This window comes from Microcoleus sp. D2_18a_B4 (assembly GCF_036702475.1).
Taxonomy (GTDB): domain Bacteria; phylum Cyanobacteriota; class Cyanobacteriia; order Cyanobacteriales; family Microcoleaceae; genus Microcoleus.
In genome coordinates this window covers 25,273-51,897 of the sequence record NZ_JAUBTL010000027.1, presented here as the reverse complement: position 1 = coordinate 51,897, position 26,625 = coordinate 25,273, and the positions used below count along the sequence as shown (strand labels likewise).

Annotated in this window: 17 protein-coding genes and 1 CRISPR repeat array; of the genes, 11 read left to right on the top strand and 6 right to left on the bottom strand. The window is 47.1% G+C overall.

Features of this window, described 5'->3' with window-relative positions:
* Positions 1–78 precede the first annotated feature (78 nt).
* Both QUB04_RS16985 and QUB04_RS16980 read left to right on the top strand, forming a co-directional pair.
* Positions 79–1,737 carry a CTP synthase gene (locus tag QUB04_RS16985; protein WP_333143212.1) on the top strand — a complete coding sequence of 553 codons (1,659 nt, stop codon included), beginning with the start codon at positions 79–81 and terminating at the stop codon, positions 1,735–1,737.
* Positions 1,738–2,194: 457 nt separating this feature from the next.
* Entirely contained in the window at positions 2,195–2,617 is a 423-nt protein-coding gene (locus tag QUB04_RS16980) for a hypothetical protein (protein WP_333104639.1), read from the top strand.
* 250 nt (positions 2,618–2,867) lie between these two features.
* Here QUB04_RS16980 and QUB04_RS16975 read toward each other — a convergent pair whose 3' ends face one another.
* From QUB04_RS16975 to QUB04_RS16960, 4 genes are all read right to left on the bottom strand, one after another.
* Positions 2,868–3,755, bottom strand: a complete 888-nt coding sequence (locus QUB04_RS16975) for an ROK family protein (protein WP_333286050.1) — start codon at positions 3,753–3,755, stop codon at positions 2,868–2,870.
* 223 nt (positions 3,756–3,978) lie between these two features.
* A complete protein-coding gene (locus tag QUB04_RS16970) occupies positions 3,979–4,701 on the bottom strand; it encodes a tetratricopeptide repeat protein (protein WP_333286048.1) in 723 nt (240 codons plus the stop codon).
* Between the two features lie 153 nt (positions 4,702–4,854).
* Complete coding sequence (locus tag QUB04_RS16965; RefSeq protein WP_333286046.1) at positions 4,855–6,078, bottom strand: murein transglycosylase A; 1,224 nt, start codon at positions 6,076–6,078, stop codon at positions 4,855–4,857.
* The gene (locus QUB04_RS16960; RefSeq protein WP_333040861.1) at positions 6,071–6,328 is read right to left on the bottom strand and encodes a hypothetical protein; all 258 of its coding nucleotides are present in this window, start codon (positions 6,326–6,328) and stop codon (positions 6,071–6,073) included. The genes QUB04_RS16965 and QUB04_RS16960 overlap by 8 nt, the downstream gene beginning before the upstream one ends.
* Before the next feature lie 822 nt (positions 6,329–7,150).
* Here QUB04_RS16960 and QUB04_RS16955 point away from each other — a divergent pair.
* Both QUB04_RS16955 and carB read left to right on the top strand, forming a co-directional pair.
* A complete protein-coding gene (locus QUB04_RS16955) occupies positions 7,151–7,390 on the top strand; it encodes a hypothetical protein (RefSeq protein ID WP_333286044.1) in 240 nt (79 codons plus the stop codon).
* A 751-nt stretch (positions 7,391–8,141) separates the two neighbouring features.
* Positions 8,142–11,453, top strand: coding sequence for a carbamoyl-phosphate synthase large subunit (carB, locus tag QUB04_RS16950; protein ID WP_333286100.1), 3,312 nt, complete (start codon positions 8,142–8,144; stop codon positions 11,451–11,453).
* A gap of 546 nt (positions 11,454–11,999) precedes the next feature.
* Here the strand turns inward: carB and QUB04_RS16945 are convergent.
* Both QUB04_RS16945 and QUB04_RS16940 read right to left on the bottom strand, forming a co-directional pair.
* The gene (locus QUB04_RS16945; RefSeq protein WP_333244344.1) at positions 12,000–12,254 is read right to left on the bottom strand and encodes a DUF6737 family protein; all 255 of its coding nucleotides are present in this window, start codon (positions 12,252–12,254) and stop codon (positions 12,000–12,002) included.
* 52 nt (positions 12,255–12,306) lie between these two features.
* Positions 12,307–12,909, bottom strand: coding sequence for a Uma2 family endonuclease (locus tag QUB04_RS16940; protein ID WP_333286042.1), 603 nt, complete (start codon positions 12,907–12,909; stop codon positions 12,307–12,309).
* Positions 12,910–13,156: 247 nt separating this feature from the next.
* Here QUB04_RS16940 and QUB04_RS16935 point away from each other — a divergent pair, with 247 nt between their 5' ends.
* The 7 genes from QUB04_RS16935 (at position 13,157) to QUB04_RS16905 (ending at position 21,011) form a co-directional block, all read left to right on the top strand.
* Entirely contained in the window at positions 13,157–13,819 is a 663-nt protein-coding gene (locus tag QUB04_RS16935) for a VWA domain-containing protein (RefSeq protein WP_333143204.1), read from the top strand.
* Positions 13,820–14,093: 274 nt separating this feature from the next.
* Complete coding sequence (locus tag QUB04_RS16930; RefSeq protein WP_333286040.1) at positions 14,094–14,867, top strand: PP2C family serine/threonine-protein phosphatase; 774 nt, start codon at positions 14,094–14,096, stop codon at positions 14,865–14,867.
* Positions 14,868–15,043: 176 nt separating this feature from the next.
* Positions 15,044–15,664 (top strand): glycerophosphoryl diester phosphodiesterase membrane domain-containing protein, encoded by a 621-nt coding sequence (locus QUB04_RS16925; protein WP_333286038.1) that lies wholly within the window; start codon positions 15,044–15,046, stop codon positions 15,662–15,664.
* A gap of 151 nt (positions 15,665–15,815) precedes the next feature.
* On the top strand, positions 15,816–16,508 hold the full coding sequence (locus tag QUB04_RS16920) for a hypothetical protein (RefSeq protein ID WP_333143201.1): 693 nt from the start codon (positions 15,816–15,818) through the stop codon (positions 16,506–16,508).
* Positions 16,509–16,859: 351 nt separating this feature from the next.
* The gene (locus tag QUB04_RS16915; protein WP_333286036.1) at positions 16,860–17,867 is read left to right on the top strand and encodes a ribonuclease III domain-containing protein; all 1,008 of its coding nucleotides are present in this window, start codon (positions 16,860–16,862) and stop codon (positions 17,865–17,867) included.
* 33 nt (positions 17,868–17,900) lie between these two features.
* Positions 17,901–18,596, top strand: a complete 696-nt coding sequence (locus QUB04_RS16910) for a Uma2 family endonuclease (RefSeq protein ID WP_333286034.1) — start codon at positions 17,901–17,903, stop codon at positions 18,594–18,596.
* A gap of 282 nt (positions 18,597–18,878) precedes the next feature.
* Entirely contained in the window at positions 18,879–21,011 is a 2,133-nt protein-coding gene (locus QUB04_RS16905) for a DNA-binding protein (protein WP_333286032.1), read from the top strand.
* Between the two features lie 279 nt (positions 21,012–21,290).
* Positions 21,291–26,579: a CRISPR direct-repeat array (repeat unit 37 nt; unit sequence GCCGCAATTAACCAAACTCCCTATCAGGGATTGAAAC).
* Positions 26,580–26,625 lie beyond the last annotated feature (46 nt).

Sequence of the window (26,625 nt, the reverse complement as noted above, 5' to 3'; positions counted from 1 at the left end):
CCCGTGGTTGCCCTTATGGATTACCTATGTCACATTTGAGTCTGACCTGACATTGAAGCATCTAAAGTCGAAAATCCTATGAGCAAATTTGTGTTTGTGACTGGCGGCGTGGTTTCCAGCATCGGCAAGGGAATTGTCGGTGCTTCCTTGGGCCGCCTATTAAAGTCGCGGGACTATTCTGTCTCGATTTTGAAGCTAGACCCCTATATTAACGTTGACCCCGGCACTCTGAGCCCGTTTCAGCACGGAGAAGTCTTTGTCACGCAAGACGGTGCGGAAACTGACCTGGATTTGGGGCACTACGAGCGTTTTACCGATACTTCCATGTCTCGCCTCAATAGCGTCACCACGGGTTCCATTTATCAAGCGGTGATCAACAAAGAACGCCGCGGTGAGTATCAGGGGAGCACGGTGCAGGTGATTCCGCACATCACTAACGAGATTAAAGAGCGAATTCACCGGGTAGCAAAAAATACTAATCCCGATGTGGTGATTACGGAAATTGGCGGAACGGTGGGAGATATTGAATCTTTGCCGTTTTTGGAGGCAATTCGCCAGTTTCGCAAGGATGTCGGCCGGCAAAATGTTGTGTATATGCACGTCACGCTGATACCTTGGATTCCTTCGGCTGGGGAGATGAAAACTAAACCGACTCAGCATTCGGTGAAGGAATTGCGATCGATCGGCATTCAACCAGATATTTTAGTCTGTCGGTGCGATCGCCCGCTGTCTTTGGGCATGAAACAGAAATTGTCGGAATTCTGCAACGTCCCCGAAGAATGTGTCATCACCGCTCAAGATGCTAAAAGTATCTACGAAGTGCCGCTGATGATGGAACAGGAAGGTTTGGCCCAACAAACCCTCAATTTGCTGCAACTCGAACATCGCCAGCCAGATTTGCATCAGTGGCAAACTTTAGTCAACAGGCTTTACAGTCCCAATCACAAAATTGATATTGCTTTAGTTGGCAAATACGTGCGGTTGAACGATGCTTATCTTTCGGTGGTCGAAGCTTTGCGGCACGCGGCAATTGCGATCGGCTGCGACCTGAATTTACACTGGATTAACTCAGAAGATTTAGAATCGGGAAACCTCGATAATTATCTCAAAGGTATCAACGGCATTGTTGTACCGGGAGGTTTTGGGGTTCGGGGAGTTGACGGCAAAATAGCGGCGATCGAATATGCTAAACACCACAAAATTCCATTTTTGGGATTGTGTTTGGGGATGCAGTGTGCTGTGATTGAATGGGCGCGCAACATCGCCCAACTACAGGATGCCAACAGCGCTGAATTTAACCCAGATACAGCAAATCCGGTAATTAATTTATTGCCAGAACAGCAAGATGTAGTCGATTTGGGCGGTACAATGCGACTGGGTTTGTATCCGTGCCGTGTCAACCCAGACACGCTAGCTTTCAAACTTTATCAGAAAGAAGTGATTTACGAGCGGCACCGCCATCGGTACGAATTTAACAACGCCTACCGCAATCTTTTCTTAGAATCAGGTTATGCAGTCTCCGGTACATCTCCAGACGGCCGATTGGTAGAAATGATCGAATTTCCCAACCATCCCTTTTTCATAGCCTGCCAATTTCACCCCGAATTCCAATCTCGACCTAGCGCCCCCCACCCATTGTTTCAAGGGTTTATCCAGGCCGCTAGCATCCAGGGAAAGCAGGATGTTTTAGAAGATGAGGGTCGCGACTTGGTGGCTGGGAAAGTTGTCGCAAACTGATCTCATATCATGTGCGATCGATTAGTTCTGATATATTAGATGTCTGTAGGGGCGGTTCCGAGTAGACAATATTCAAATCGCCCCGACTATCGACATTACAAAACCCACCCAACAGACCAATAGGATTTGATAGGGGTCGCACTTACCGGACTAGATATCGGGCAGCATTCTCAACGAGTGAAAAACCTCCCCCCCAACCCTATGCTAGGGCTGGGGGGCTAGTACCACAAGGGAGAAGGCAGAAGACAGAAGGTAAAAATGCTGATATATTTTTACTTAACTTTTTACGGATTTCCAGGGTGATACCAGTTTCCCCAAAAAATGCAACTTTAGGCAACTTCCCAACCCAGATAGTCATCAGTCATGCCCAATCTAAAATCTACAATCTAAAATCTAAAATGGTATGAGTTGTCAAATTATCCTAAAATACCAGGAAACACCGGTTTGAGGAGGCTTTGTGGCTTATTGGAGCAAAATTACTTATGAGAAAAGTACATACATAATTGACCTTGACACTATAAGTGCTTTTTCTAGCGAACTGGATAACAAGCGTATCACCTTTTGGCTGCCTAATAGCAGTCAGCCGATTATCCTCAATCCCCAAGGCAATTCTGAGGCTTACAAGCAAGTTCTCGATTACCTAAAAAAAACCATCGATCGCAATTCTAGAGGTTCGTGGATTAAAATTAATTATGACCGCAAAGAATTTGCGATCGATATGAGTCGAATTAGCTCTTTTGCTTGCGAACAGAACGGTCGGCTAAGCTTTTGCCTGCCTGACAGCGCAACTAATATTATTATCCTGCGCCAAAGCAACCCGGAAACTTATCAAGAAATTCAGGAATACATTAAAAATACGACTGGACAATCTCTGCCATGAAGAAGTCATTAGTCAGTAGTCAGTAGTCAGTAGTCAGTAGTCATTAGTCATTAGTCATTAGTCATGAGTCATTAGTCATTAGTCATTAGTCATTAGTCATTAGTCATTAGTTTAGAAGCATGAACAATGAAGGAGACTATGTTTAGTAACTCCTCACCTTCCTTCTATTTTTTTTTAGCTAAAGTGCTTAGGTTGCACTCTAATTTTAGTAAAAAAGCGCAGTAAAATGCGCTGTTTTTTTAAATTTTAACTATTGAACAAGCTGCCAAGCTAATTTGGCTGCCCCTACCATGCCTGCTTGATTGCCCAATTCAGCAACCAATAACTGCAAATCTTCGCGAGAACTCGGCAGTACACGTTGCTCAATTTCTTCTCGAACCTTCGGCAAGAAAAATTCTGCACCTGCACTAATTCCACCGCCGATAATAATAGCTTCCGGCGTCAAGATATAAATGAGACTTGCCAAACCGATACCCAGATAGCGCCCGTAATTTTGCCAGAATTCTAAAGCTTTGGCATCTGCCGACTTAGCTAGATTTGCTAATTCTAGCGGTTCCAAACCCGTTTCTCGGCGAATTGCTTGCACCGAAACGTACTGTTCTAAAGAACCGCGATTGCCGCTGTTGCACTCCGGGCCGTCGGGATTTATAGTAATCAATCCTAGTTCTCCGGCCGCGCCTTGATGACCTACAAATAGTTTGCCGTCTAGGATAACTGCGCCGCCGACTCCTGTACCTAAAGTTATTAAAATTAGGTCTTTAAATTGCCTTCCTGCGCCCAACCAAGCTTCTCCCAATCCGGCACAGTTGGCATCATTTGCTAATATTGTCGGCAGTCCGGTTTTAGCTTCCAACCAGTCAGCTAGGGGGACGTTATGCCAGTTTTTGAGGTTAATTGCTACTCTCGCTATGCGGCCGGCGGCGTCTGCGGGGCCTGGAGTACCGATGCCGATCGCACTTACACCATTTTCGACCGGATTAAGTTGTAAAATAGCATCGGTCATTGTAGCTAAAACGGCTTCTGGCGTTGCGGGTTGAGGGGTGGGGACAGTTAAGGATTGGTGACAAATGCCGTCTTCGCTAAATCTGCCGAGTTTAATTGCGGTTCCGCCTAAGTCAATGCCGATTACTTGTGTCATTCAATTTGGGTTTGGGATGGAAGAATTTGCGATTAATCCTAATAGGATAAATATTTTGTGTTATCCGCCTTGGCACCTTACAAATTCAGTGTTTAGTGAGGACTGAAGTCCTAAAAGTCCTATTTTAGTGTATAATAATTAGCGACGAAAACTGCGCTTAATTCTCAATAGTATCATACAGATCGCAATACCTAGCAAAAATTAGGGAGACAAGCGAGTTCGCCTATTTAATTTCGCCTAACTTACGTTGCGCTACCTCTCGGTTGTGCAAAGCATCGTGATAATCTGGTTGGAGAGCAATTGCCTGGGTATAAGATGCGATCGCCTCTTCAAATCTTCCTAAATTATACTGCTCATTCCCTCTCTCGCACCACGCTTTCGCCTCTACATTAACTTCCGATTCTGCCTCCGCAGCCTCAGCGCCTCTGCGGTTCACTTCCCCAGAAAAACCCAAACCATCCCCAACAAACACCGCCTCAATCACCCTCCCCTTTGTCTCCTCTTCCTCAACCTCCGGCAGCGGAAACCGTGTCAATATCTCCCGCCCAATTTGCCGCGCCACCTCTGACAATTCCCCACTGCCAATTCTACCTAACAATACCAGCCGCTGCGCTAATTCCTGAAGCGATGCCACCGCATCCGTAGGGGCGGTGCCCCCGTGCCCGCCCTGCAGGTTTTCCCCCTCTAACAATCTTTGCCCAAACCGTCGCAGCCAAGCAGCCACTTCACCATCTTTAAGGCGTTTTGCGATTAAGAATCCCGCTACATCCCCTCGACTCCAGCCAGCATTCACCCCTTCTAGAATTTCCATGAATTTCGATTCGTATTCCGCGTCAGTTAATGTTGGGCGGATGGCGGTATTTTCCGAAGGCGGGGAGGGTTTGGTTGGGGTTCCGAACAGCCGCTGAATTAGTCGTTTGAAGAATTGCAGAATTTTGTTTAGCATTTGTGGGGTTGGGAGGAGTGGGGTATTTTCTATTTTATAGCAATTATCAAAAGTAGGATTACATCGAGATTGTCGGCGATGTCTGTAGGGACACGGCAGTGCCGTGTCCGGGATTGCGACGCACAACTAACAATCACGTGAAGTAGAATTAATCTACTTTAAAAGCGGATAATACAGTTCTCCAGTTGAGTTGATATAACCGGCCCTATCGCCCGCTAAATCCCCCGTTCCCATAAATACATCAACTCTCCCCGCGCCTTTGATTGCGCCGCCAGTATCCTGATCCAAAACGTACCGATTCACGGCATTTTGTTCGAGTTGTCCCGCCGCATTCGGATAAGGGAGTTTTGTACTAATTAATGCTAGTGCACCGGGTGGCATTAAAGCTTTGTCGGTGGCGATCGACCTTTCGGCAGTTACTGGCACTCCAATGCTTCCTGTGGCTGGAGCTCCATTACTATCCCGGAAGAATACAAAGCTTTCATTTTTCGGCAAATATTTGTTCATATCTGCGGGAAAGTTGGTAAAATATTCCCTTAGTTTCGGCAAAGTTAACTCTTCTAAAGTAAACTTTCCGTCTTTAACTAATTCTCGCCCGACTCCTGTATAACTGTGACTGGTTTTGCCTGCAAAACCGACGGTCATCTCGCTACCATCTGTTAGTTGCAATCTCGCAGAACCTTGGACGTGCACGAGAAATGCTTGGAATCGATCGCGCAACCAAACTAATTCTAATCCTCGCAGCAATCCTTTACTTGCCTGCAAAGCATCTGCGCCTTCTAATTGCAATCTTGTCGGGTGAGGTTTCGGCCAAGATGCCATGTTTGGCGGCATCCGGTACAGGGGATAACGGTATTCGGAATTCGGCGTGCGAGATGCTGCGTAAGTCGGCTCGAAATAACCTGTAAATGCGACTGTTCCCTTGCCATCTTTGCCCGTGGATTTGTAAAATACAAACTCGCGCTTGACAGATTCCTGAAGTTGTGCTGGGGTTGTGGAACTGACAACTAATTGGCGGAATCGATCGAGGGAACGGCGGACTCGATCGCGCGTAACTCCTGCTACTGGATAGCGGCTGTAAGCAGTGGCGGCGGCCGATGTATTGAGATAGCGGAGGCTGTGGTCGATCGACTTTAACAGCAATTCTTTATCGCCCGGTTTGCCATTTTCGCCCCAGATTTGAGCGTCAAAGGCGATCGACTCCAACTCACTCGCTTGTAATTGATTTACACTCATTGGTTGCAGCGATGGAACTGCAACGGCGGGCACCGAAAAAGCGATCGCCAAAACGCAACAGGCAATGGCTAATAGCTGATAGCGAAAAATCTTGCTCAATTTCCAATCTTCCCTACTGAATTGATTATTTTCCTTATTCATCGAATCGTTCGACGCTAGAAGTAAATATCGGTTCTACGCGAATTGCGAGAACGCTGGTAGGCCGAACTACCATGTATTCGCCTTGAATATTTTTAATCGGGACATTAAGAAATTCTCTTGAATCTTGTTTCGGCACCAGCGTACTGCTGTACCACTTTTGAAAATCTTGCAGCGTTGCGAAACGTACTTCTTCGCGATGGCCGCCTTCAAGCAGCAGGTGCACGGAATATTCGCTGGGTGTTCTAGGCATAGCAGATGGGGAGAGTTTTTGGAGGACAATCTAAAATCTAAAATCTAAAATCTAAAATTGATGTGTTTGCCCTCAAGCAGCAGGTGCAAGGAATATTCGCACTTGTGTTCTAGGCATATCTTTATTTTTGATTTTTGATTTTAAGCTTTTGGAACGATTCCATATTTTACATCTTCCTCGGCGCATTCCCTCATCTAGTAGGTTGGGTTGAGGGAGGGGGAGACGGGAGAGGGGGAGAGGGGGAGAGGGGGAGAAGGGGAGACGGGCAGGGCTGTTTCATTCTCTTGTAGGGGCAGCCCCCCGTGGCTGCCCCAATCTCTGAAACACGAGCAAATCGTGGATGGGGAGGGTAGGCACGGGGAGTAGGGGTAGCACTACAAGAGTCAAAATCATCGTTTTCTTGAGAATGAAACAGCCCTGGGGAGAAGGGGAGGGTGGGAGAGACCAGAGAGTTGTTGCAGGAAAATCTCAATCTAAAATCTAAAATCTAAAATCGATTGAGTTGTTGCAGGAAAATCTCAATCTAAAATCTAAAATCTAAAATCTAAAATCGATTGACGGCGGCCCCCATCTGCGGCTACGCTGTGAAAATAAGGCTGCTTTCCTCAAGGAGGAAGCAGCCCGCGTCGCTCAAAAATCTAGTTGCACTGCCCATTGCTGCGCCAACAGCAATAGACAGCTAACCGCCAAACTGAGCTAACCAGTCTGGAGGCTAATGGAGAATTCTAACACTCTCTGTAGCCGCCCTGCTCTGTGTTAACGTGCGGGGCGGCTGGGTTTTTGGGTTTTCCTAGAAAAAACCAAAAACCAGGAGACCATATTATGTCACAGGAATTCGTGCCTGACGATAACTTTTCCGATCGTCCAAATGACGGCTCAGCAGTATCGGAACAGGAAGTCGTGCGGATAACGGTTGTCGGTTCCCGCGCCGCCGTGTTAGACACCATCCACACCTTGTACCGACTGGGATTTGCCCAAGTCGGGGATTGGAGCCCGCCGCAGCGAGGCGCACAGCCGGGACAAGTTATAAGCGTACTCATTCGCCGATCGCGCAAAGCCTAAAAATAGGATGAAATACGGTAGGGACACGACACCGTGCCTTTCCTCGTGTCAACAAACACGTTAAACCCGCAGTCCGACAGGGCTTGAAACCCCTGCCTCAAAACTCAACTCCTCGCGATGAGGACTCAGAAGAAGACTTTTAAACTCATTAGTCCTCTTGAGAGGACTTTAGCTATTAGACAGGGAATTTATTCCCTGGCGGACTGACGGGCGGGTCGCAGGACTGGCGGACGATGGGCTTAAGTTGACACGCTTTGGACACGGCATTGCCGTGTCCTCCATCGCCGTGGCTACATGGCTGGATCTGTGATTGTCACATCCTCCGAGGGCGATGGCGTCCCGCCCTCGCCCGTGCTACGGGAAATTTCATCATCCATCCCCGTTAATTTTATCCGTTCCCCACAGTCAGGACACGCCTTGGCCCAAGTCTCTACAATGATTAATCAGGCGGAATACAGGGATTGTGTATTTTAGAACACGATTTGACCGCAACACTTAAAATAGTCTTGATTTACCGATCGACTGCACCCTTTTCTCATCAATATTTCTGGTTAGCTGGGGGTGTCTGTGGGCCGGAGTTGGGAGGTTCTGCTTCCAAAAGGCTGATAATGGTGCACAATTTCAAATTAACAACAAAACTTGCACTATTTTGAGTAAGCTTTGGGGGGAACAGCTTAGAAAGCCTGTTTCTAAGACTGATGCAAAATATCAAATTAATCCTCCACCTTGTCCAATTACTAATTACGAACCTATGCCCCGTCGTCAAGACTTAAAAAAGATTCTTCTTATTGGTTCCGGCCCAATTGTTATCGGTCAAGCGTGCGAATTTGACTATTCAGGAACACAAGCTTGCAAAGCTTTGCGAGAAGAAGGTTTTGAAGTAGTGTTGGTGAATTCCAACCCGGCAACGATTATGACCGATCCGGAAACTGCCGATCGCATTTACATCGAACCTCTAACGCCGGCCATCCTCGAACAAATCATCGCTAAAGAAAGACCTCAAGCAGTTTTACCGACTATGGGCGGTCAAACGGCGCTAAATTTAGCAGTGGCAGTCGCTAAAAATGGCGTTTTAGAAAAATACAACGTCGAGTTGATTGGTGCTAAGTTGCCCGCAATTGAAATGGCAGAAGATCGGCTATTATTTAAGGAAGCGATGGCCCGAATTGGGGTCGCCGTTTGCCCTTCGGGAATTGCCAACACTCTCGACGAAGCCAAAGCAATTGGTCACCAAATCGGCAGTTATCCGTTAATTATTCGTCCTGCTTTTACAATGGGCGGCACGGGAGGCGGCATTTCTTACAATCAAGAAGAATTTGAAGAAATGGCACAAGGCGGGATTGATGCCAGTCCAGTATCGCAAATTTTGATCGAACAATCTTTGATTGGTTGGAAAGAGTACGAACTCGAAGTAATGCGAGATTTGGCAGATAATGTGGTGATTATTTGTTCGATCGAGAATCTCGACCCGATGGGCGTCCACACCGGCGATTCTATCACCGTCGCCCCGGCGCAAACTCTCACAGACAAAGAATATCAGCGCCTGCGGGATGCTTCGGTGAAAATTATTCGCGAAATCGGAGTTGAAACCGGCGGTTCCAATATTCAATTTGCCGTCAATCCAGTCAACGGAGATTTCATCGTTATTGAAATGAACCCTCGGGTTTCCCGTTCCTCCGCCTTGGCCTCGAAAGCAACTGGTTTCCCTATTGCAAAAATGGCGGCAAAATTAGCGGTAGGTTACAGCCTAGACGAAATTTCCAACGATATCACCAAGAAAACTCCGGCGTCTTTTGAGCCGACAATTGACTACGTGGTGACGAAGATTCCCCGATTTGCCTTTGAAAAGTTCCCCGGTTCCGAACCGACTCTGACAACGCAAATGAAGTCAGTTGGGGAGGTAATGGCGATCGGGCGCAGCTTCAACGAATCCTTCCAAAAAGCGCTGCGGGGATTGGAAACAGGCCGCGCGGGTTACGGGTGCGACAAACCGGAAAAGTTGCCGAGTTTGGAACAAATTCGCGCCGGATTGCGGACGCCAAATCCCGATCGCATTTTTACAGTTCGCCACGCGATGATGATGGGAATGTCGGTGGAAGATATCTTCGAGTTCACAGCAATCGATCCTTGGTTTTTGGATAAAATGCAGGAATTGCTGGAAACTGAGAAGTTCTTGAAACGAACGCGGTTGGAACAGTTGACAAAAGAGACAATGTTTGAAGTAAAGCAGTTGGGTTTTAGCGATCGCCAAATTGCTTACGCCACCAAAACATCGGAAGATCAAGTCCGCGCTTACCGCAAACAGTTAGGCGTAATTCCGATTTACAAAACCGTCGATACCTGTGCCGCTGAATTTGAAGCGTTTACACCGTATTATTATTCCACCTACGAAGCGGGAGCGGCAATTTGGGAATTGGGCGATGAAGAAAAGAAAGTTTCGCCTGTGGGCCACAGTCTCGCGCCGGAGTCGGAAGTTTTGCCTTCTACCAAACGAAAAGTGATGATTTTAGGTGGCGGGCCGAACCGGATCGGACAGGGAATTGAGTTTGATTACTGCTGCTGTCACGCTTCCTATTCCCTAGGAGAAGACGGCTTTGAGACAATTATGGTCAACTCGAACCCGGAAACGGTTTCGACGGATTACGATACGAGCGATCGCCTGTATTTTGAACCGCTAACAAAAGAAGATGTTCTCAACATCATCGAAGCCGAAAATCCAGAGGGAGTAATTATTCAGTTTGGCGGACAAACCCCGCTGAAATTAGCGCTGCCTTTACAAAAAGCTCTCGAAAATCACCCCGATGTACAAACAAAAATCTGGGGAACTTCGCCGGATTCCATTGATACTGCTGAAGACAGGGAGCGATTTGAAAAGATTCTGCGGAAATTGGATATTCAGCAAGCTGCTAACGGTTTAGCCCGTAGTTTTGAGGATGCTTTAATAGTAGCTCAACGCATCGGTTATCCGGTAGTGGTGCGACCGAGTTACGTGTTAGGCGGGCGAGCAATGGAAATTGTTTATTCCGATACGGAATTGGAACGTTACATGACCTATGCCGTGCTAGTAGAACCGGAGCATCCGATTTTAATTGATAAGTTCTTGGAGAATGCGATCGAGGTGGATGTCGATGCGATCGCCGATCTTACTGGCAATGTGACGATCGGCGGTATTATGGAGCACATCGAGGAAGCGGGAATCCACTCCGGCGACTCTGCTTGTTCTATCCCTTACCAAACGCTTTCTGATGCAGCTTTGGCAACAATCCGCCGCTGGACTGTAGAATTAGCAAAATCGCTGAAAGTGATCGGGTTGATGAATATTCAATTTGCCGTTCAAGGGGAAGAAGTTTTCATTTTGGAAGCTAACCCGCGCGCTTCTCGAACAGTGCCTTTTGTCTCCAAGGCGATCGGAGTTCCCTTAGCAAAAATGGCCTCGCGAGTCATGTCGGGCAAAACTCTAGAAGCTTTGGGTTTTACTGAAGAGATTATACCCACTCATGTTTCGGTAAAAGAAGCTGTATTGCCCTTTGCTAAGTTTCCGGGAGCTGATACCTTGTTAGGGCCAGAAATGCGATCGACCGGCGAAGTCATGGGAATTGACACCGATTTTGGCAAAGCATTTGCCAAAGCTCAACTCGGTGCTGGACAAATGATGCCGCTGTTTGGAACTGTGCTGGTTTCGATGCGCGATCGGGACAAACTAGCAGTTGTACCCGTTGTCAAGGAATTCTTAGAATTGGGTTTCAGAGTAGTCGCAACCCACGGGACACGCAAAGTTTTGCAAGAGCAAGGTTTACAGGTAGATTTAGAATTGAAACTGCACGAAGGGCGGCCGAATTTGTTGGATTCGATCAAGAATGAGAAAATTCAACTAATTATCACCACGCCTTCCGGCGAAGAATCCCGCGCCGACGGAATCTTTATCCGCCGCACAGCTTTGACTTACAAAATCCCGATTATTACTACAATAGCCGGTGCCAAAGCGACAGCAGCGGGAATTCGATCGCTAAAATCCTACCCAATGGAAGTAAAAGCAATTCAAGACTATTACCCGCAAACCTAGAGGGCGAAACACCCTATGTTTAGGGTGTGCAGCGCGCACTATTAGTGTCAACTGAAGCTTTTAGTCCGCCAGTCCTCTCGCTCACCCCAGAACTGTTTCATTCTCAGAAAAACCAGGGTTTTGTAGGGGCGGTGCGACCCCTATTCCCCGTGCCCGCCCAGCCCATAGACGAGCGGGTCGGGGTTTCAGACATCGGGGCAACCACGGGGGGATTGCCCCTACAAGAGAATGAAACCGCCCTGCCGTGCCCGCCCAGCCCATAGACGAGCAGGTCGGGGTTTAAGACATCGGGGCAACCACGGGGGGATTGCCCCTACAAGAGAATGAAACAGTCCTCTCGCTAACCAGGCAGCCCGCCAGGGAATGAATTCCCTGTCTTATAGCGAAAGTCCTCTCGAAGAGGACTGAAGAACTCATTAGTCCTCATAGCGAGGACTTTCGCTTTGAGGCTATTGTTTTAACCCCTGCCGGACTGAGGGTTTAACGTTAAGTTGACACCAATGGTCGCGCACCTTACCCTAAACATAAGGTGCGCGCCACCAAAACCTAATCTGCATCGGAATCCAAAACTCCGCTAGACAGCATCAACCTCGGCCAAACTAACAAGAAAAAACCCATCCAAGCTAATAAAGGAATCGCGACTAAAACAGTTATCCAAACAGTTTTTAATAAAAACCAACTACCGCTAATCAGGCTAGTACCTGTCAAAAGAATCGACCAAGGTTGACACCACCAAGGTTTGTAACTCCAAGGACTAATAGCTTTTTGATTAGAAAGTTTTTTATCAGAAAGAGATTTCATATTTTTAGTGATTGTTTATGGAGAATAGTCGGGCTAGCTGGATTAACCGAAGTTAAACATTCATCACCTCTTCTGCTGTCAGCGTTAATTCGGGAAAAGTTCGCGACACAATTCGTTCACTGCCTTTAAACGCGCTTCTTTGATAGTTACCATCTGCATCCAAAAGGTGAACAAATACAGTTGGAACTTTGGGATTTCCCAGAAATTCCCTGCTGCCAATTGCTAAATAATCGACAATCCAATACTCAGGAATTCCGAGGCGCCGATATTCGTCCAATTTGTCTATATAATCGTCCTCCCAATTTGTTGATGTTACTTCCACTGCCAATTGAATTGGTTCCCGCATTGCAGCATAAGCAGAACGGTTCGATCGCCACAAATCGCGATCGATTACGCTGACATCCGGTCTCCGCCCTTGTTCGATTCCGGCTTTAGTTACAGTTCTGATAACGGCGGTATTTTTGACTACATAATTTAAACTTAGCCGTTTAATTTCATCTTTAAACGAGTCAGACGTAAAATCAGCAATATCATCATGATTTCTTGTGGAATTCATCTCTACAATTTCTCCATTTACCAGTTCATAGAGTCCATCTTCTGGACATTCTACAAGGAATTGGTCAAAGGTTAATTTTTGCGTGACTGTTGCAATCATAAGATTTATCCTTATTTTGCAGTAATACTATTAGTCTATATTACCACAGGCAGGAATGAATTTGTTTTTTTGACCCCAGACATCCAATTATAAAATCTAAAATCTACAATTAAAAATCTCAAATCGATTCAGGTAAATGGTAAAATACGAGCGCCAGCGGGCAGATTGAGTTAAATATGTCACCTAGTTGCTAGGGTAGAAAGTAACAAACCTAGAAATCGAGCCACTCCCAGGTCAACCCCGAACCATGAGACTAGACGAAGCCGTAGAATTTGCCGAAAACCCAGAGCCGCGCTGTCCCTGCGTCCTCCTGCTGGACACCTCCGGCTCCATGCAAGGCGCACCGATAGATGCCTTGAATGAGGGGCTGGAAATTTTTAGGAATGACCTAATTAAAGACGAACTAGCTAAAAAGCGAGTCGAAGTCGCGATTATTTCGTTTGACAATCAGATCAAAGTCGTGCAAGACTTCGTTACCGCCGACCAGTTCGAGACGCCACTGCTGACAGCTCAAGGACAAACCCACATGGGCGCAGGCATTCAGCTAGCATTAGATACCATTGCCGCCCGCAAATCCGAATACCGCAACAACGGCATTACCTACTACCGCCCGTGGGTATTTATGATTACCGACGGCGAACCTCAAGGTGAATCCGACGATGTTGTGGAAATAGCAGCACAGCGGATTAAAGAGGAAGAAACTAACAAGCGCGTGGCATTTTTTGCAGTCGGAGTGGAAGGTGCTAATATTCCCCGTCTCGCGCAAATTGTCGATCGCACGCCTGTAAAATTGAAAGGATTAGACTTTAGAGAGATGTTCATCTGGCTGTCGGCTAGTATGCAGAGAGTTTCTCACTCAAAAATTGACGAACAAGTAGCACTGCCGCCACCCGGATGGGGAACTGTTTAGTCATTAGTCATTAGTCATTAGTCATTGGTCATTAGTCATTGGTCATTAGTCATTGGTCATTAGTCATTAGTCATTGGTCATTAGTCATTGGTCATTAGTCATTAGTCATTAGTCATTAGTCATTAGTGAGAGTGCCGTAGGGACACGGCACTGTCGTGTCCCTACAAGGGCTAGTACCTACGAACCCAGAAAAGTGCTGTAATTAGGGATAAATAAACCCGTCCAGACTTTGCATAGTTGTGAATTTACGAAGTTTTGAGTTAAAGAGTTATTAATGCAGAATTCATCCTTTAATTGGCAAGTTGTGGCGGCATCGGTGATAGGTACGAGCCACGAAAAAAGAGCGCAGCCTTGTCAAGATGCCCACTGCTGGCGTCTCTTGCCAAACGGTGTTTTAGCGGCAGCAGTTGCCGATGGTGCGGGATCGGCAGCACTCGCAGAAGTTGGGGCAAAAATTGCTGTGGAAGCGGTTGTCGAAACGATTTCCCAGCAACAGGAAAGGCTGCCTGAAACTGACGACGAATGGCAGGTATTCTTGACAGCATCACTGCAAGTTGCGCGGGCACAGGTGGAAGCAGAAGCGGCAGTGCGGGAAGTGGCTGCGAGAGATTTAGCCTGCACTTTAATTGCGGTTGTTGCTACACCGGAATTAATCGCAGTTGCTCAAATCGGCGACGGTGCGGCGGTAGCAGGTGATAGTGCAGGAAATGCGATCGCCCTGACAGTACCCCCCTGCGGCGAATACATCAACGAAACTATCTTTTTGATTTCGCCGAATGCGATCGAAACAGCCCAATTTCAGGTACTGCGGGAAAAACTGCCGCACTTAGCCGTTTTTTCCGACGGCTTGCAAATGCTAGCTCTCAAAATCCCAGAAGGCACGCCGCACAAGCCGTTTTTTGCGCCTTTGTTTCGGTTCTCTGGCGAGTGGAAAGAAGAGGAAGATGCGAAACAGCAGTTAGAGTCATTTTTGCGATCGCCCCGCGTTTCCGAACGCACCGATGATGACTTAACATTATTATTAGCAACTTTTTCGAGTAATGTCTGATCTGTTCCAATCCACTTACAAGAGCCGGATAAAAAGTTATGACAGCTCGACGAGTTAGTGCCATAAACTTGTTGCGAGACACCTTGGATCTTGTGGGCTCTATATACCCAGCCCTGTTCAGGATAAACTATCCCCATTTGATATATTTCGTGGTGAATACTTTTGGCGGAGAGGTAATGCTGAATATTTATGGTATGACTCAACATGAACTAGCGGCAGCAAGTGTTTTTGGGGGCATTTTTTACTGGTCTTTGGCAGTTCCTTTCTTGTTTGGAGCTACTACTTTATACACTTATCGAATTTTGACCGGAAATCAAGTAACTGTGATTGATGCTTTTATTCAAGCAAAAAGAAGATTGCTACCACTTCTTTTGGTTTGTTTCTTGTCTGTGGTGCTGATTTTTACAGGTCTTACGTGGTGTCTGCGGGCTTTTCCTTTTGTAGGGTTAATAATTATACAAATAATACTAATTCCGGGGCTTTATGTGTCATACCGCTTAATGTTTTTATTATATGCTATCGTCATTAATAACAATTCGGTGTTGGATAGTTTTAAGAGCAGTTGGCAATTAACTAAAAGGCGCTGGTGGTTGGTATTTCGCTCGATGTTACTGATATTTTTGGTATTTTTTGTACCAGTAAGATGGATTTCTGAATTAATCGGTTTAAGATGGCAAAATTTGCTAGTAACTCAGCTTGTGGGTAATGTACTGGGATTTATAGCCGGACTACTGATGAATGTTTATTTGGTTTTATTGTACCAGCGGCTGCGGGAATCAGCAGCAGCTACTCAATAGACATCTCCGAAAAATCAAGTCAAGGGCTGTCAGGATACCTACCCCACAAAAATTGTTAGCGCTGTCTCGCGAGCGGTGAAAATTTGGCGCGGTTCTATAATAAAATCGAGGTGTCAACAATTTTGCTTTAGTTTGTACAGTAGGTCGTCATTTGCAAGCACAAGAGATTAAGGATCAGCTCAACTCCCTAATTAGCGACGCAGATCTAATAGATCCGAGTTTAGCGAGAAGATTGGATGAAATCAATCGCTGGGTGAAAGATATTAAACCCGGTTCGCTAACGGCTAAAAAATTTGTGATGGCTTTTTTGCTGCAGCTTATCCGAGATTCTCAGGTTTGGCTGGCAGTTCAATCTCTACCTTCGGAAAGAGAACAGCAAGCCGCGTTTGAGTTAATGACGCCGGGAGAAAGGTATTGGTACAGCTATCTATTTCCTAAATGGCTGAGCGAAAACGATCGCAAATTTTACATCTGGAAACAAAAACTCAAGGCCGGCCAATTCGATCCGGGAGATGATCTCGTGATTCGTGCGATCGCCGCCCGAATTGTCGATCGGCAAGGCACTGTTTTGTATCGATATGTTGCAGACCTTTCTATGGCAACCGATTCCATCGTTAGCAACCGCCAACAGCAGCCCCTCTGCATTCAAGTCACTACTCTTTCGGATGAGTTTTCTGAACTAAAATATCAAAATTGGCAACAAACTCTTCAAGCTTGGGGGATTGACAGAGGATTATTCTTAAGTTATGATAAAAATGATGCAAATTTCTTGAACCAGTTAGTTAACATTGCATTATATAATAGTGATAATTTGCCCGCAGGTCGTTACCTCAAGTTCCCGTAAATCAAGCAGATATGCTGCTGAGAATAGTTCGACTGCTCCAAACTCCGTGAAAAAAAAAATTTGACTAACTCACATATTGCACAATTCTCGACAATGGCAAAAGCCTAGTCCCCAGACAGCTTCCCGCAAAAGGGAAGGCGGAGCAAGATTCTTCCTCCCCTTTTCTGGTTCCGGGAGGGGTCTGCCAGACGGCGACAACAGGTGCTTGATACCAAGGCTAAGCAGGGAAGATTTACCGCAGCAATCAATCTTGTTAAATAACTAGCAACTCGGCCTAAATTGAATTGAGATTTGATTTAATCGCCGTGGAATTGTGGGAAAAAAAATCAAATTACATCAAAATCAAATACTATGACTGTACAAGGTACGAGCATCGTTGAAAATAACTTGCAAAAAGTCTGGGAAGAACTGGAAGCAGCCAGAAAAATGCAGGATGACTGGATGAATTACGGGGTAGATTTTGTGGATTTGTATGTGGAAGATGCTGGCGGTGATTGGTTGGAAAAGTGGGGAAAATGTGAAGAAGAATTAGAGCTAATAAAAAATAAAAAGGTAGATATTGAAGCAGTCAAAGCAGCGATCGACCTTTCCAGCTTTCAGCAGACAAAACTGCTGGAAATTGCCTTGAATTGCCGTTACTCTACCAGCTATTACTCCGATCGCCCCCAGGAGTCTCCCGCTTGGCAAGAGGTTAAGTACAAACGGCTGTCACTCTTAGGCGCAGCGATTTTCGGTGCTGTTGTTACCGATTACCTCTACCGCGAATATCCAGAACTCGATCCAGATGCTATCTCAACCTTAAAAGCTCGTTTGGCAGATCCGAAAAAACTTGCGGATTTTGCACAAAATCTGAAATTAAACGAACTCGGTTGGCGCGTAGGGAATGGAATAGAAACAGACAAAAGCGAAAACAAGAGAGTTTTTTCGGAGACTTTTGAGGCTTTGTTGGGCGCGATTTACTTGGAGTTGGATCGCGATTTTTGCAGTGGGGGAAACTGGCTGATTCAGCAATTGATTGAACCAAACATTAGCCAGCATCGGGATCTAACTCAGCGGCGACAAATTGGGCCTGAAAACGAGGTGAAACGGCGGGAAATCCTGGGTGCGGATATTCTAGATGCGATCGCGATCGACTATTTGTACAACCGCTTTCCCGAACGCAACGCCAGCCAGCTAACTCGCTGGAAAAATATGTTAGTGGCCAAAGAGATTTTCCCCAAAGACTTTAAGGCAAAACTAGGCAGTCAGTACCTGGAATTGAGAAGCAATTTCTCGCGTACCCGCGACTGGTTGGTGGATAACTTTATCCAAACCGCCGTTGACGAACTGGAAGAGGAAACAGGCGATCGACTAAAATAAAATCAACTTGTCAAAAAAATTGGGGAAACAGCAATGGTTACACAACTGCAATCTCCCGAAAAATCAAATATCATCTACCCCGACGATAACGGCGAACCGATGTCAAACAATACGGATCAGTTTCGATTAATTGTTTGGATTAAAGAAAACTTAGAATTGCTGTTTGCCGATGATCCAAATGTTTTTGTAGCAGGTGACTTGCTTTGGTATCCGGTGGAAGGAAATAATAAACTTTGCCAAGCACCAGATGTGATGGTAGTTTTGGGCAGATCAAAAGGATATCGAGGTTCCTACCAACAGTGGCATGAAGATAATATTGCACCGCAAGTCGCGTTTGAAATTTGGTCGCCGGGAAATCGTCTGACTCCGATGATTGAAAAATTCAGATTCTACGAACGCTACGGCGTGGAAGAATACTATTTGTACGACCCGCAAACATTAGAACTGACAGGATGGTTGCGGGTTGAGTCACAATTAGAAGCGATCGAACAAATGGACGGTTGGGTAAGTCCCAGACTGGGAGTGCGGTTTCAATTATCAGAAACAGGACTCGAAATGTTCGGGCCATCTGGAGAACCGTTTAGGAGTTTTGTGGAACTCGATCGACAGATCCAGCAAGCCGAGGCGCGGGCCGAACAGGCAGAAATGCTGCTGGAACAAGAACGATCGCGATCGCAAGCTTTGGAATCAAGACTCCGAGAAATGGGCATCGATCCCAATCAATTGTAAGCAAAACTGCAAAATTGAACTATTGTGGAACAGGCCCTCGTAGCCTGTTGCTGAGTTTTCCAGGGCGGGCTCTCCTGCCCAACCCACAATAAAATAGAATTATCGTGGAACAGGCCCTCGTAGCCTGTTGCTGAATTTTCCAGGGCGGGCTCTCCTGCCCAAGCCCTACTCCCCACAATAAAATAGAATTACGGATCTATCAGTGGGGTAGCTTTCTTTAATCTAAAATCCAAAATCTAAAATCTAAAATCGATTGATGCCCCCATACCCTAAGCGAATTCTATGCAGTTGCAGCGCCAATTTAGCGGACAACTGATTGCGATCGACACCAAAACCGCGATCGCCAGCGGGGGTGAAGGCCGCATCTACCCGATCGCCCAAGACTCGTCCCTTGTAGCAAAAATCTACCACAAACCGACAGACGAAGACGGCGACAAACTCACAGTCATGTTCAGTATGCCGCCGGATGCGCCGATCGCGGAACCGGGACACGCTTCCATTGCTTGGCCGATCGATTTGCTGCATACTGTCGGCGGGCGAGAAAAAATCGTCGGTTTTGTGATGCCGCGCGTCAACAAAGTGATGCCGGTACACACTTTCTACACTCCCAAAACCAGGCGCGAACAAAAACCGCTATTTAGCTATCTTTACCTCCACCGTACCGCCAGAAATCTCGCCTCGGCTGTAAACGCCCTCCACGTCAGGGGTTACGTCATCGGCGACGTAAACGAGTCGAACATTCTCGTGACGGATACGGCGTTGGTAACGCTGGTAGACACCGATTCGTTTCAAGTGCGCGATCCTTATACGGGTTACGTTTATCGGTGTCCCGTGGGGAAACCGGAGTTTACGCCGCCGGAGTTGCAGGGGCAGACTTTCCGCGATATCGATCGATCTCCAGAGCACGATTTGTTCGGTTTAGCGGTATTAATTTTTCAATTGCTGATGGAAGGTACGCATCCGTTTTCGGGAGTTTATCTCGGTAGCGATGAACCGCCGTCTTTGGAAGCGAGAATTCGATCGGGCCATGTCCCCGGATGCAGTAGGGGCGGTGCCCCCGTGCCCGCCCGCTACCGCCCGATGCCGGCTGCGCCTCCTTTCGAGATGCTGCATCCGCGGCTGCGGCAGATGTTTATCCGCTGTTTTGAGGAAGGGCACGGCAATCCTTCCGCGCGCCCGGATGCGAAAACTTGGGTGAATGCGATTCGGGAAGCGGAAGATGCTTTGGTAACTTGCAGCAAAAACAGTCAGCATAAGTACGGAAATCATCTCAGTCGGTGCCCTTGGTGCGATCGGGCAAAACTCCTCAAAGGCCGCGATCCGTTTCCTTCGCGGCAAGCAGTCAGCAACGGATTGCACTTGCAGCCCGCGAAAATCAAGCGTAAAAAGCCCCAACCACCCCCTGTCGTACCCCAGCCCGCAGTGCGCCGGCAACAGCCCGCCACGGGGCTTTCGCGCCCAATCGGCCAGTACGCAGTGCCGTTGCTACCGATGCCGATGTCTTCTCGGAGTCGGACTCCTGCGCCTCAGCTTCCCGTGGGCAAGTTTGAGCGCATTGTTCAGGATGCTGCTTGGGGAGGTGTTTGGGGTAGTTTGTGTTTGGCGGCGATCGGGGGGATTTATTCGGTAATAGCTGAGGGCGGCGGGGCTATTTTGGGGGCGATTTTTGTTGGTACGATTTGGGGCTGTTTTTTTGGGATGATGTGGGGCGTTTTTACTTTGCCGCCGAATCAGATTTGGCGAAAGTGGGGGGGAGTTTTGGTGGGGGCGGCTTGGGGGGCTTTTTTGTTGGCGGCGATCGGCGGTGCGGTGTTTGGGGCGATTAATAGCACTCCGGGAATCGGGGAGAGGATTTTGGCTGGGGCGGGGGTTGGTACTGTCTGGGGCTGTGTTTGGGCGAGTTTTCGGCCTCCTCTGGCGCTGCCGGCGGGGAGGGTGTGGGGCCGGCGGGGAGGGTATTTGGGGGCGGTCTGGGGCTCGTTTGTGGGGACTCTGGCTGGTGTTTTTTTGGGGGCTGGGCTGGTGGTTTGGCAGCAATACGGTGTCCAGATGCGGCCGGTGGATGAGTTTGCGCGTTTGCTGCTGGGTGTGGCGATCGTGGCGGCTGGTGTGGGTTCTGTTGGAGGTGTGGTTTCTGGGGGTTTGTTGGGTTTTGGCGGGTTTTCGCCGAAGTTGCCGATTTCGTTTCAGCCTTCGGGCTTGAAGGGTGGGGCTTTGGGGGCCATTTGGGGCAGTTTTTTGGGGACTTTTGCGGGTGCTGTGTTGGGGGCGCTGGTGTCTGCGATGTTTCCGGCTGTTAGCGCTGGGGTGCCGGTGCAGTTGGGGCCTGTGGCGGGGGCGATCGTGGGGGCTGGTTTGGGGGCGATTTGGGGCGTGGTTTCGGGTACTGTTTGGGGGGCTTTGGGTAAGTGGTGATTCGGTTGATGTCTGTTTTTGGGTGGAAAATGCGTCTAGGAGTAGGTGTAAAAATCGAGGTGTTAAATTGGGGGGCTATAATGTAGATGCTCTAAGGGTTAGAGGCACTTCAAGCAATAAAATGGTAGACGCAATCGCTGAAATGTATGCGGGACAATGGTTTGAGGGCTGTCTGAAAATTTGGGTATTGACAAGTCGAAGGCTGAAATGGTACTTTTGTTTTATGCAGACGCAAATGAACGTTGAAAACCAAATACAGCAAAGCTTCTGGAACGGGCGGCCGCAATTAACCAAACTCCCTATCAGGGATTGAAACGAGTCACTGGATGAAATCAAGGGGCTCCAGCCAGAGCCGCAATTAACCAAACTCCCTATCAGGGATTGAAACTCGGCTGCAAGGTTGGTGGAGGGCCTGCTAAGCCGCAATTAACCAAACTCCCTATCAGGGATTGAAACGTAATACATCGGGCGGGGTGTCATCGGGGATATAAGGCCGCAATTAACCAAACTCCCTATCAGGGATTGAAACGATCCCGGTACTGGTGAAGCGCTGTTAATTCCGGGAACGCCGCAATTAACCAAACTCCCTATCAGGGATTGAAACGATGACAGTCCAGAATTTAGGGTGAAAATTTTAGCCGCAATTAACCAAACTCCCTATCAGGGATTGAAACACCCGCAAGCCCCTCGGTGACCTTTTCTCCTAAAGCCGCAATTAACCAAACTCCCTATCAGGGATTGAAACATTTGCTACACCAAATGACAATCCATTGACTCAAGCCGCAATTAACCAAACTCCCTATCAGGGATTGAAACTAGGATGTGGGGTAAGCCCATTGAATCTAACATCTTTGGGCCGCAATTAACCAAACTCCCTATCAGGGATTGAAACTTTGGTTGGGGGCTTCATACTAAATCCATGCTTGCCGCAATTAACCAAACTCCCTATCAGGGATTGAAACTTGACGGGCGACCCGAATACAAATATCAAAACCTCCGACATGCCGCAATTAACCAAACTCCCTATCAGGGATTGAAACTACTTTACGTACCCAGAAGCACACTATACTCCTAAGCCGCAATTAACCAAACTCCCTATCAGGGATTGAAACATTGAGTGTGAGCAAGGAATCGAAAAGCGTATTTTGGCCGCAATTAACCAAACTCCCTATCAGGGATTGAAACTTTTATTTGTGGAGGCGATCGCTTTCTGTTTGCGGGTAGAGCCGCAATTAACCAAACTCCCTATCAGGGATTGAAACGAATTAAGTAATGGGACAAATTGGCTACAATCTGAGCCGCAATTAACCAAACTCCCTATCAGGGATTGAAACATCAATAACGGTGAGAGTGATCGGCTGCTGGTGCAATGCCGCAATTAACCAAACTCCCTATCAGGGATTGAAACAAAACATCGAACTAACTAATTGCAGCCGCTATCGCCGCAATTAACCAAACTCCCTATCAGGGATTGAAACTGACCTGTGTGTGGGCTCTGTGGGAGTGGGCGAGAGTGTAAAGCCGCAATTAACCAAACTCCCTATCAGGGATTGAAACGATCGCGTGGGAGCCATCATTGCTAGCGGATAATGCCGCAATTAACCAAACTCCCTATCAGGGATTGAAACTTGAGTGCTTAAATGACTGCACTATTGATGGAAAGGCCGCAATTAACCAAACTCCCTATCAGGGATTGAAACATACAGGGGCTGATAGAGCTAGAGGGCGGTAAGCCGCAATTAACCAAACTCCCTATCAGGGATTGAAACTCAGCAGCATCGGCGGGACTGGTAATTCTGCTGCTGAAGCCGCAATTAACCAAACTCCCTATCAGGGATTGAAACAGACCGCTGCGGGCAAATTATCTGCGACTAACGACCCGCCGCAATTAACCAAACTCCCTATCAGGGATTGAAACGAAACCCGCAGCGGTTGGGAGTTGCGGGGGTTTTGCCGCAATTAACCAAACTCCCTATCAGGGATTGAAACTATTAAGCACAGGATTGAAGAAACCAGAACCCAAGCCGCAATTAACCAAACTCCCTATCAGGGATTGAAACACAGATTGGGATGAGCAAACCGGGTTAATTCCGCGCCGCAATTAACCAAACTCCCTATCAGGGATTGAAACACCCACGGTTGCAGATAACCAGTTACAGACTGAAGCCGCAATTAACCAAACTCCCTATCAGGGATTGAAACCACTTTCTGTTTTGCTGTGTGCCAGTGTCAATGCCGCAATTAACCAAACTCCCTATCAGGGATTGAAACTTGCTGTGTGTGTTCTCGGTCTCTGGCCTCGGATGCCGCAATTAACCAAACTCCCTATCAGGGATTGAAACAACTCCACTCACCGCGCTTGACAAAAAAATTAGCGCCGCAATTAACCAAACTCCCTATCAGGGATTGAAACAGCTTGGCATCGGTTGGCTTTGCTGTGTGCGTTCTCGGGCCGCAATTAACCAAACTCCCTATCAGGGATTGAAACGAATTCCACGGCCTACCCCGCCAGCGAGTATCCGATTTTCGCCGCAATTAACCAAACTCCCTATCAGGGATTGAAACTAACTCCTAAGCTTTAGCTTGTGTTTGGAGTAACTGCCGCAATTAACCAAACTCCCTATCAGGGATTGAAACAGCACTTGGGCATGAAGTAATTGTTTTAGATCCTCAGCCGCAATTAACCAAACTCCCTATCAGGGATTGAAACTCCCAAACTTGATTCTCGATCGGCTCCTTTGGGTTAGTGCGCCGCAATTAACCAAACTCCCTATCAGGGATTGAAACTTTTCCGTAGTAGATAACTAATTCGTCTCTAGTCAAAGCCGCAATTAACCAAACTCCCTATCAGGGATTGAAACTACTTCGATCCCTTCATCAAGAAGAAATTGGATCAGCCGCAATTAACCAAACTCCCTATCAGGGATTGAAACTGAATAGTCCTGTATATAGTACAAGCAATACTACTTTTGCCGCAATTAACCAAACTCCCTATCAGGGATTGAAACACATTACTTAATCCCACATAAGGATAAATTCTTTGGCCGCAATTAACCAAACTCCCTATCAGGGATTGAAACCCATCTGTCCGCTAGCTACCCTGAACCCGGTTAAACAGCCTAGCCGCAATTAACCAAACTCCCTATCAGGGATTGAAACATAAAGGTATTGAGTACAAGAATTTATTGATTTTAGAGCCGCAATTAACCAAACTCCCTATCAGGGATTGAAACCTAAGCTGTTGTCTGCACTGATTTCACTCTCTATCAAGCCGCAATTAACCAAACTCCCTATCAGGGATTGAAACTTGTGCCATCTTCTAGAGGTCTTTTAGTTCTAGCCGCAATTAACCAAACTCCCTATCAGGGATTGAAACTAATAGTTGCAGCACTTTTTCTTGATGGTAGCTGCCGCAATTAACCAAACTCCCTATCAGGGATTGAAACCTACTTCTAATCCCATTACAGTGTCTTGGACTAGCGCCGCAATTAACCAAACTCCCTATCAGGGATTGAAACGGGAACTGCGATCGCACTTTGGCTGACTCCCCTAACGCCGCAATTAACCAAACTCCCTATCAGGGATTGAAACGATGCCAAGTCCAAGGCGCGCGTAACCAGGGCGCAGCGCGCCGCAATTAACCAAACTCCCTATCAGGGATTGAAACCTAGTTCTCCCCGACTAAGCGCTTATACTCAGCCTGCCGCAATTAACCAAACTCCCTATCAGGGATTGAAACAGAGTATCTATTTCCATTCGGGGAATTAAACGAGCCGCAATTAACCAAACTCCCTATCAGGGATTGAAACAGATCCGAAATCCTATAAAATACCAAGTGGCTATAGCCGCAATTAACCAAACTCCCTATCAGGGATTGAAACGAATTAACGGTCAGCCCTGGGTGTTTGTAGCACCGCCGCAATTAACCAAACTCCCTATCAGGGATTGAAACTTGGTAAATCCTTATTTTACAATAACTTGCTGATAATGAAAGCCGCAATTAACCAAACTCCCTATCAGGGATTGAAACAGTAGGCAATGCCCACATCCAGACGATCGCCGCTTGAGCCGCAATTAACCAAACTCCCTATCAGGGATTGAAACAAATCAATTTGGGATGGTGCGCGCTTGAAGGGTGAGCAAGCCGCAATTAACCAAACTCCCTATCAGGGATTGAAACGCAGCGCTACTTGGATGTCAAGCCGGAGCAAGTACGCCGCAATTAACCAAACTCCCTATCAGGGATTGAAACCCTCACACAATGTGCTTAGGATATAGAGGTGAATGGCCGCAATTAACCAAACTCCCTATCAGGGATTGAAACAAACTTAATGGCAATTATTACGACGGTTTTCGATGGTGAGCCGCAATTAACCAAACTCCCTATCAGGGATTGAAACACTAGGCGAATTGGGTACGGGAACGACGCAGAAGGCGTAGAGCCGCAATTAACCAAACTCCCTATCAGGGATTGAAACTAAAATTACAGCGTTCGATCCAAGCATTTTACCCGCCGCAATTAACCAAACTCCCTATCAGGGATTGAAACTTCGGATTTGGGTGACTCAGCAGATCCGCACATTGGCCGCAATTAACCAAACTCCCTATCAGGGATTGAAACCATTTGGATAACTGCAATATGGGGAGGTCTTAGCGAGCCGCAATTAACCAAACTCCCTATCAGGGATTGAAACCCAGTGATGTCGCCAACAGAAAGGCAAAATCTAGAGAAAGAGCCGCAATTAACCAAACTCCCTATCAGGGATTGAAACGTCACGGGCAGCTTTGTTACCTTGAATTCCGAAATTGCCGCAATTAACCAAACTCCCTATCAGGGATTGAAACAAGAAATATTAAAGATTGGTATATTATGCGGTAGAGCCGCAATTAACCAAACTCCCTATCAGGGATTGAAACTAAAAGCTTCTTGAACGGAGGTTGAAGATGATGGCCGCAATTAACCAAACTCCCTATCAGGGATTGAAACGGGGAAACTCAACTTCCCCGCGTTGGGGTACAAAGAACCGCCGCAATTAACCAAACTCCCTATCAGGGATTGAAACACCTTTCGCGAACCATTTCCAGCCGTAAGGCAGTCGAGCCGCAATTAACCAAACTCCCTATCAGGGATTGAAACCTCATGCACGGTAGCATCTGAAGGCTGTTGGGTTAGCCGCAATTAACCAAACTCCCTATCAGGGATTGAAACGATGGCGACAAAGTTATCGAGCGATCGCCCGGAGCCGCAATTAACCAAACTCCCTATCAGGGATTGAAACGTTTAAGCCTTTGGCTAGCGGTTCAGTAAAATCTGAGCCGCAATTAACCAAACTCCCTATCAGGGATTGAAACATAGCCCTTGGCGGCAATTATGTGTCCGAATCGTGCCGCAATTAACCAAACTCCCTATCAGGGATTGAAACACCATTAGGCTAGCCGGTAAGCCTGGAGATATCGGCCGCAATTAACCAAACTCCCTATCAGGGATTGAAACTCTAAACGGGAAACCCAATCCTTTGCTTCCAATAAACGCCGCAATTAACCAAACTCCCTATCAGGGATTGAAACTTTCGGAAGTATTCACCAGAAGAGGAGACAGGAGGAAAGAGAGTAT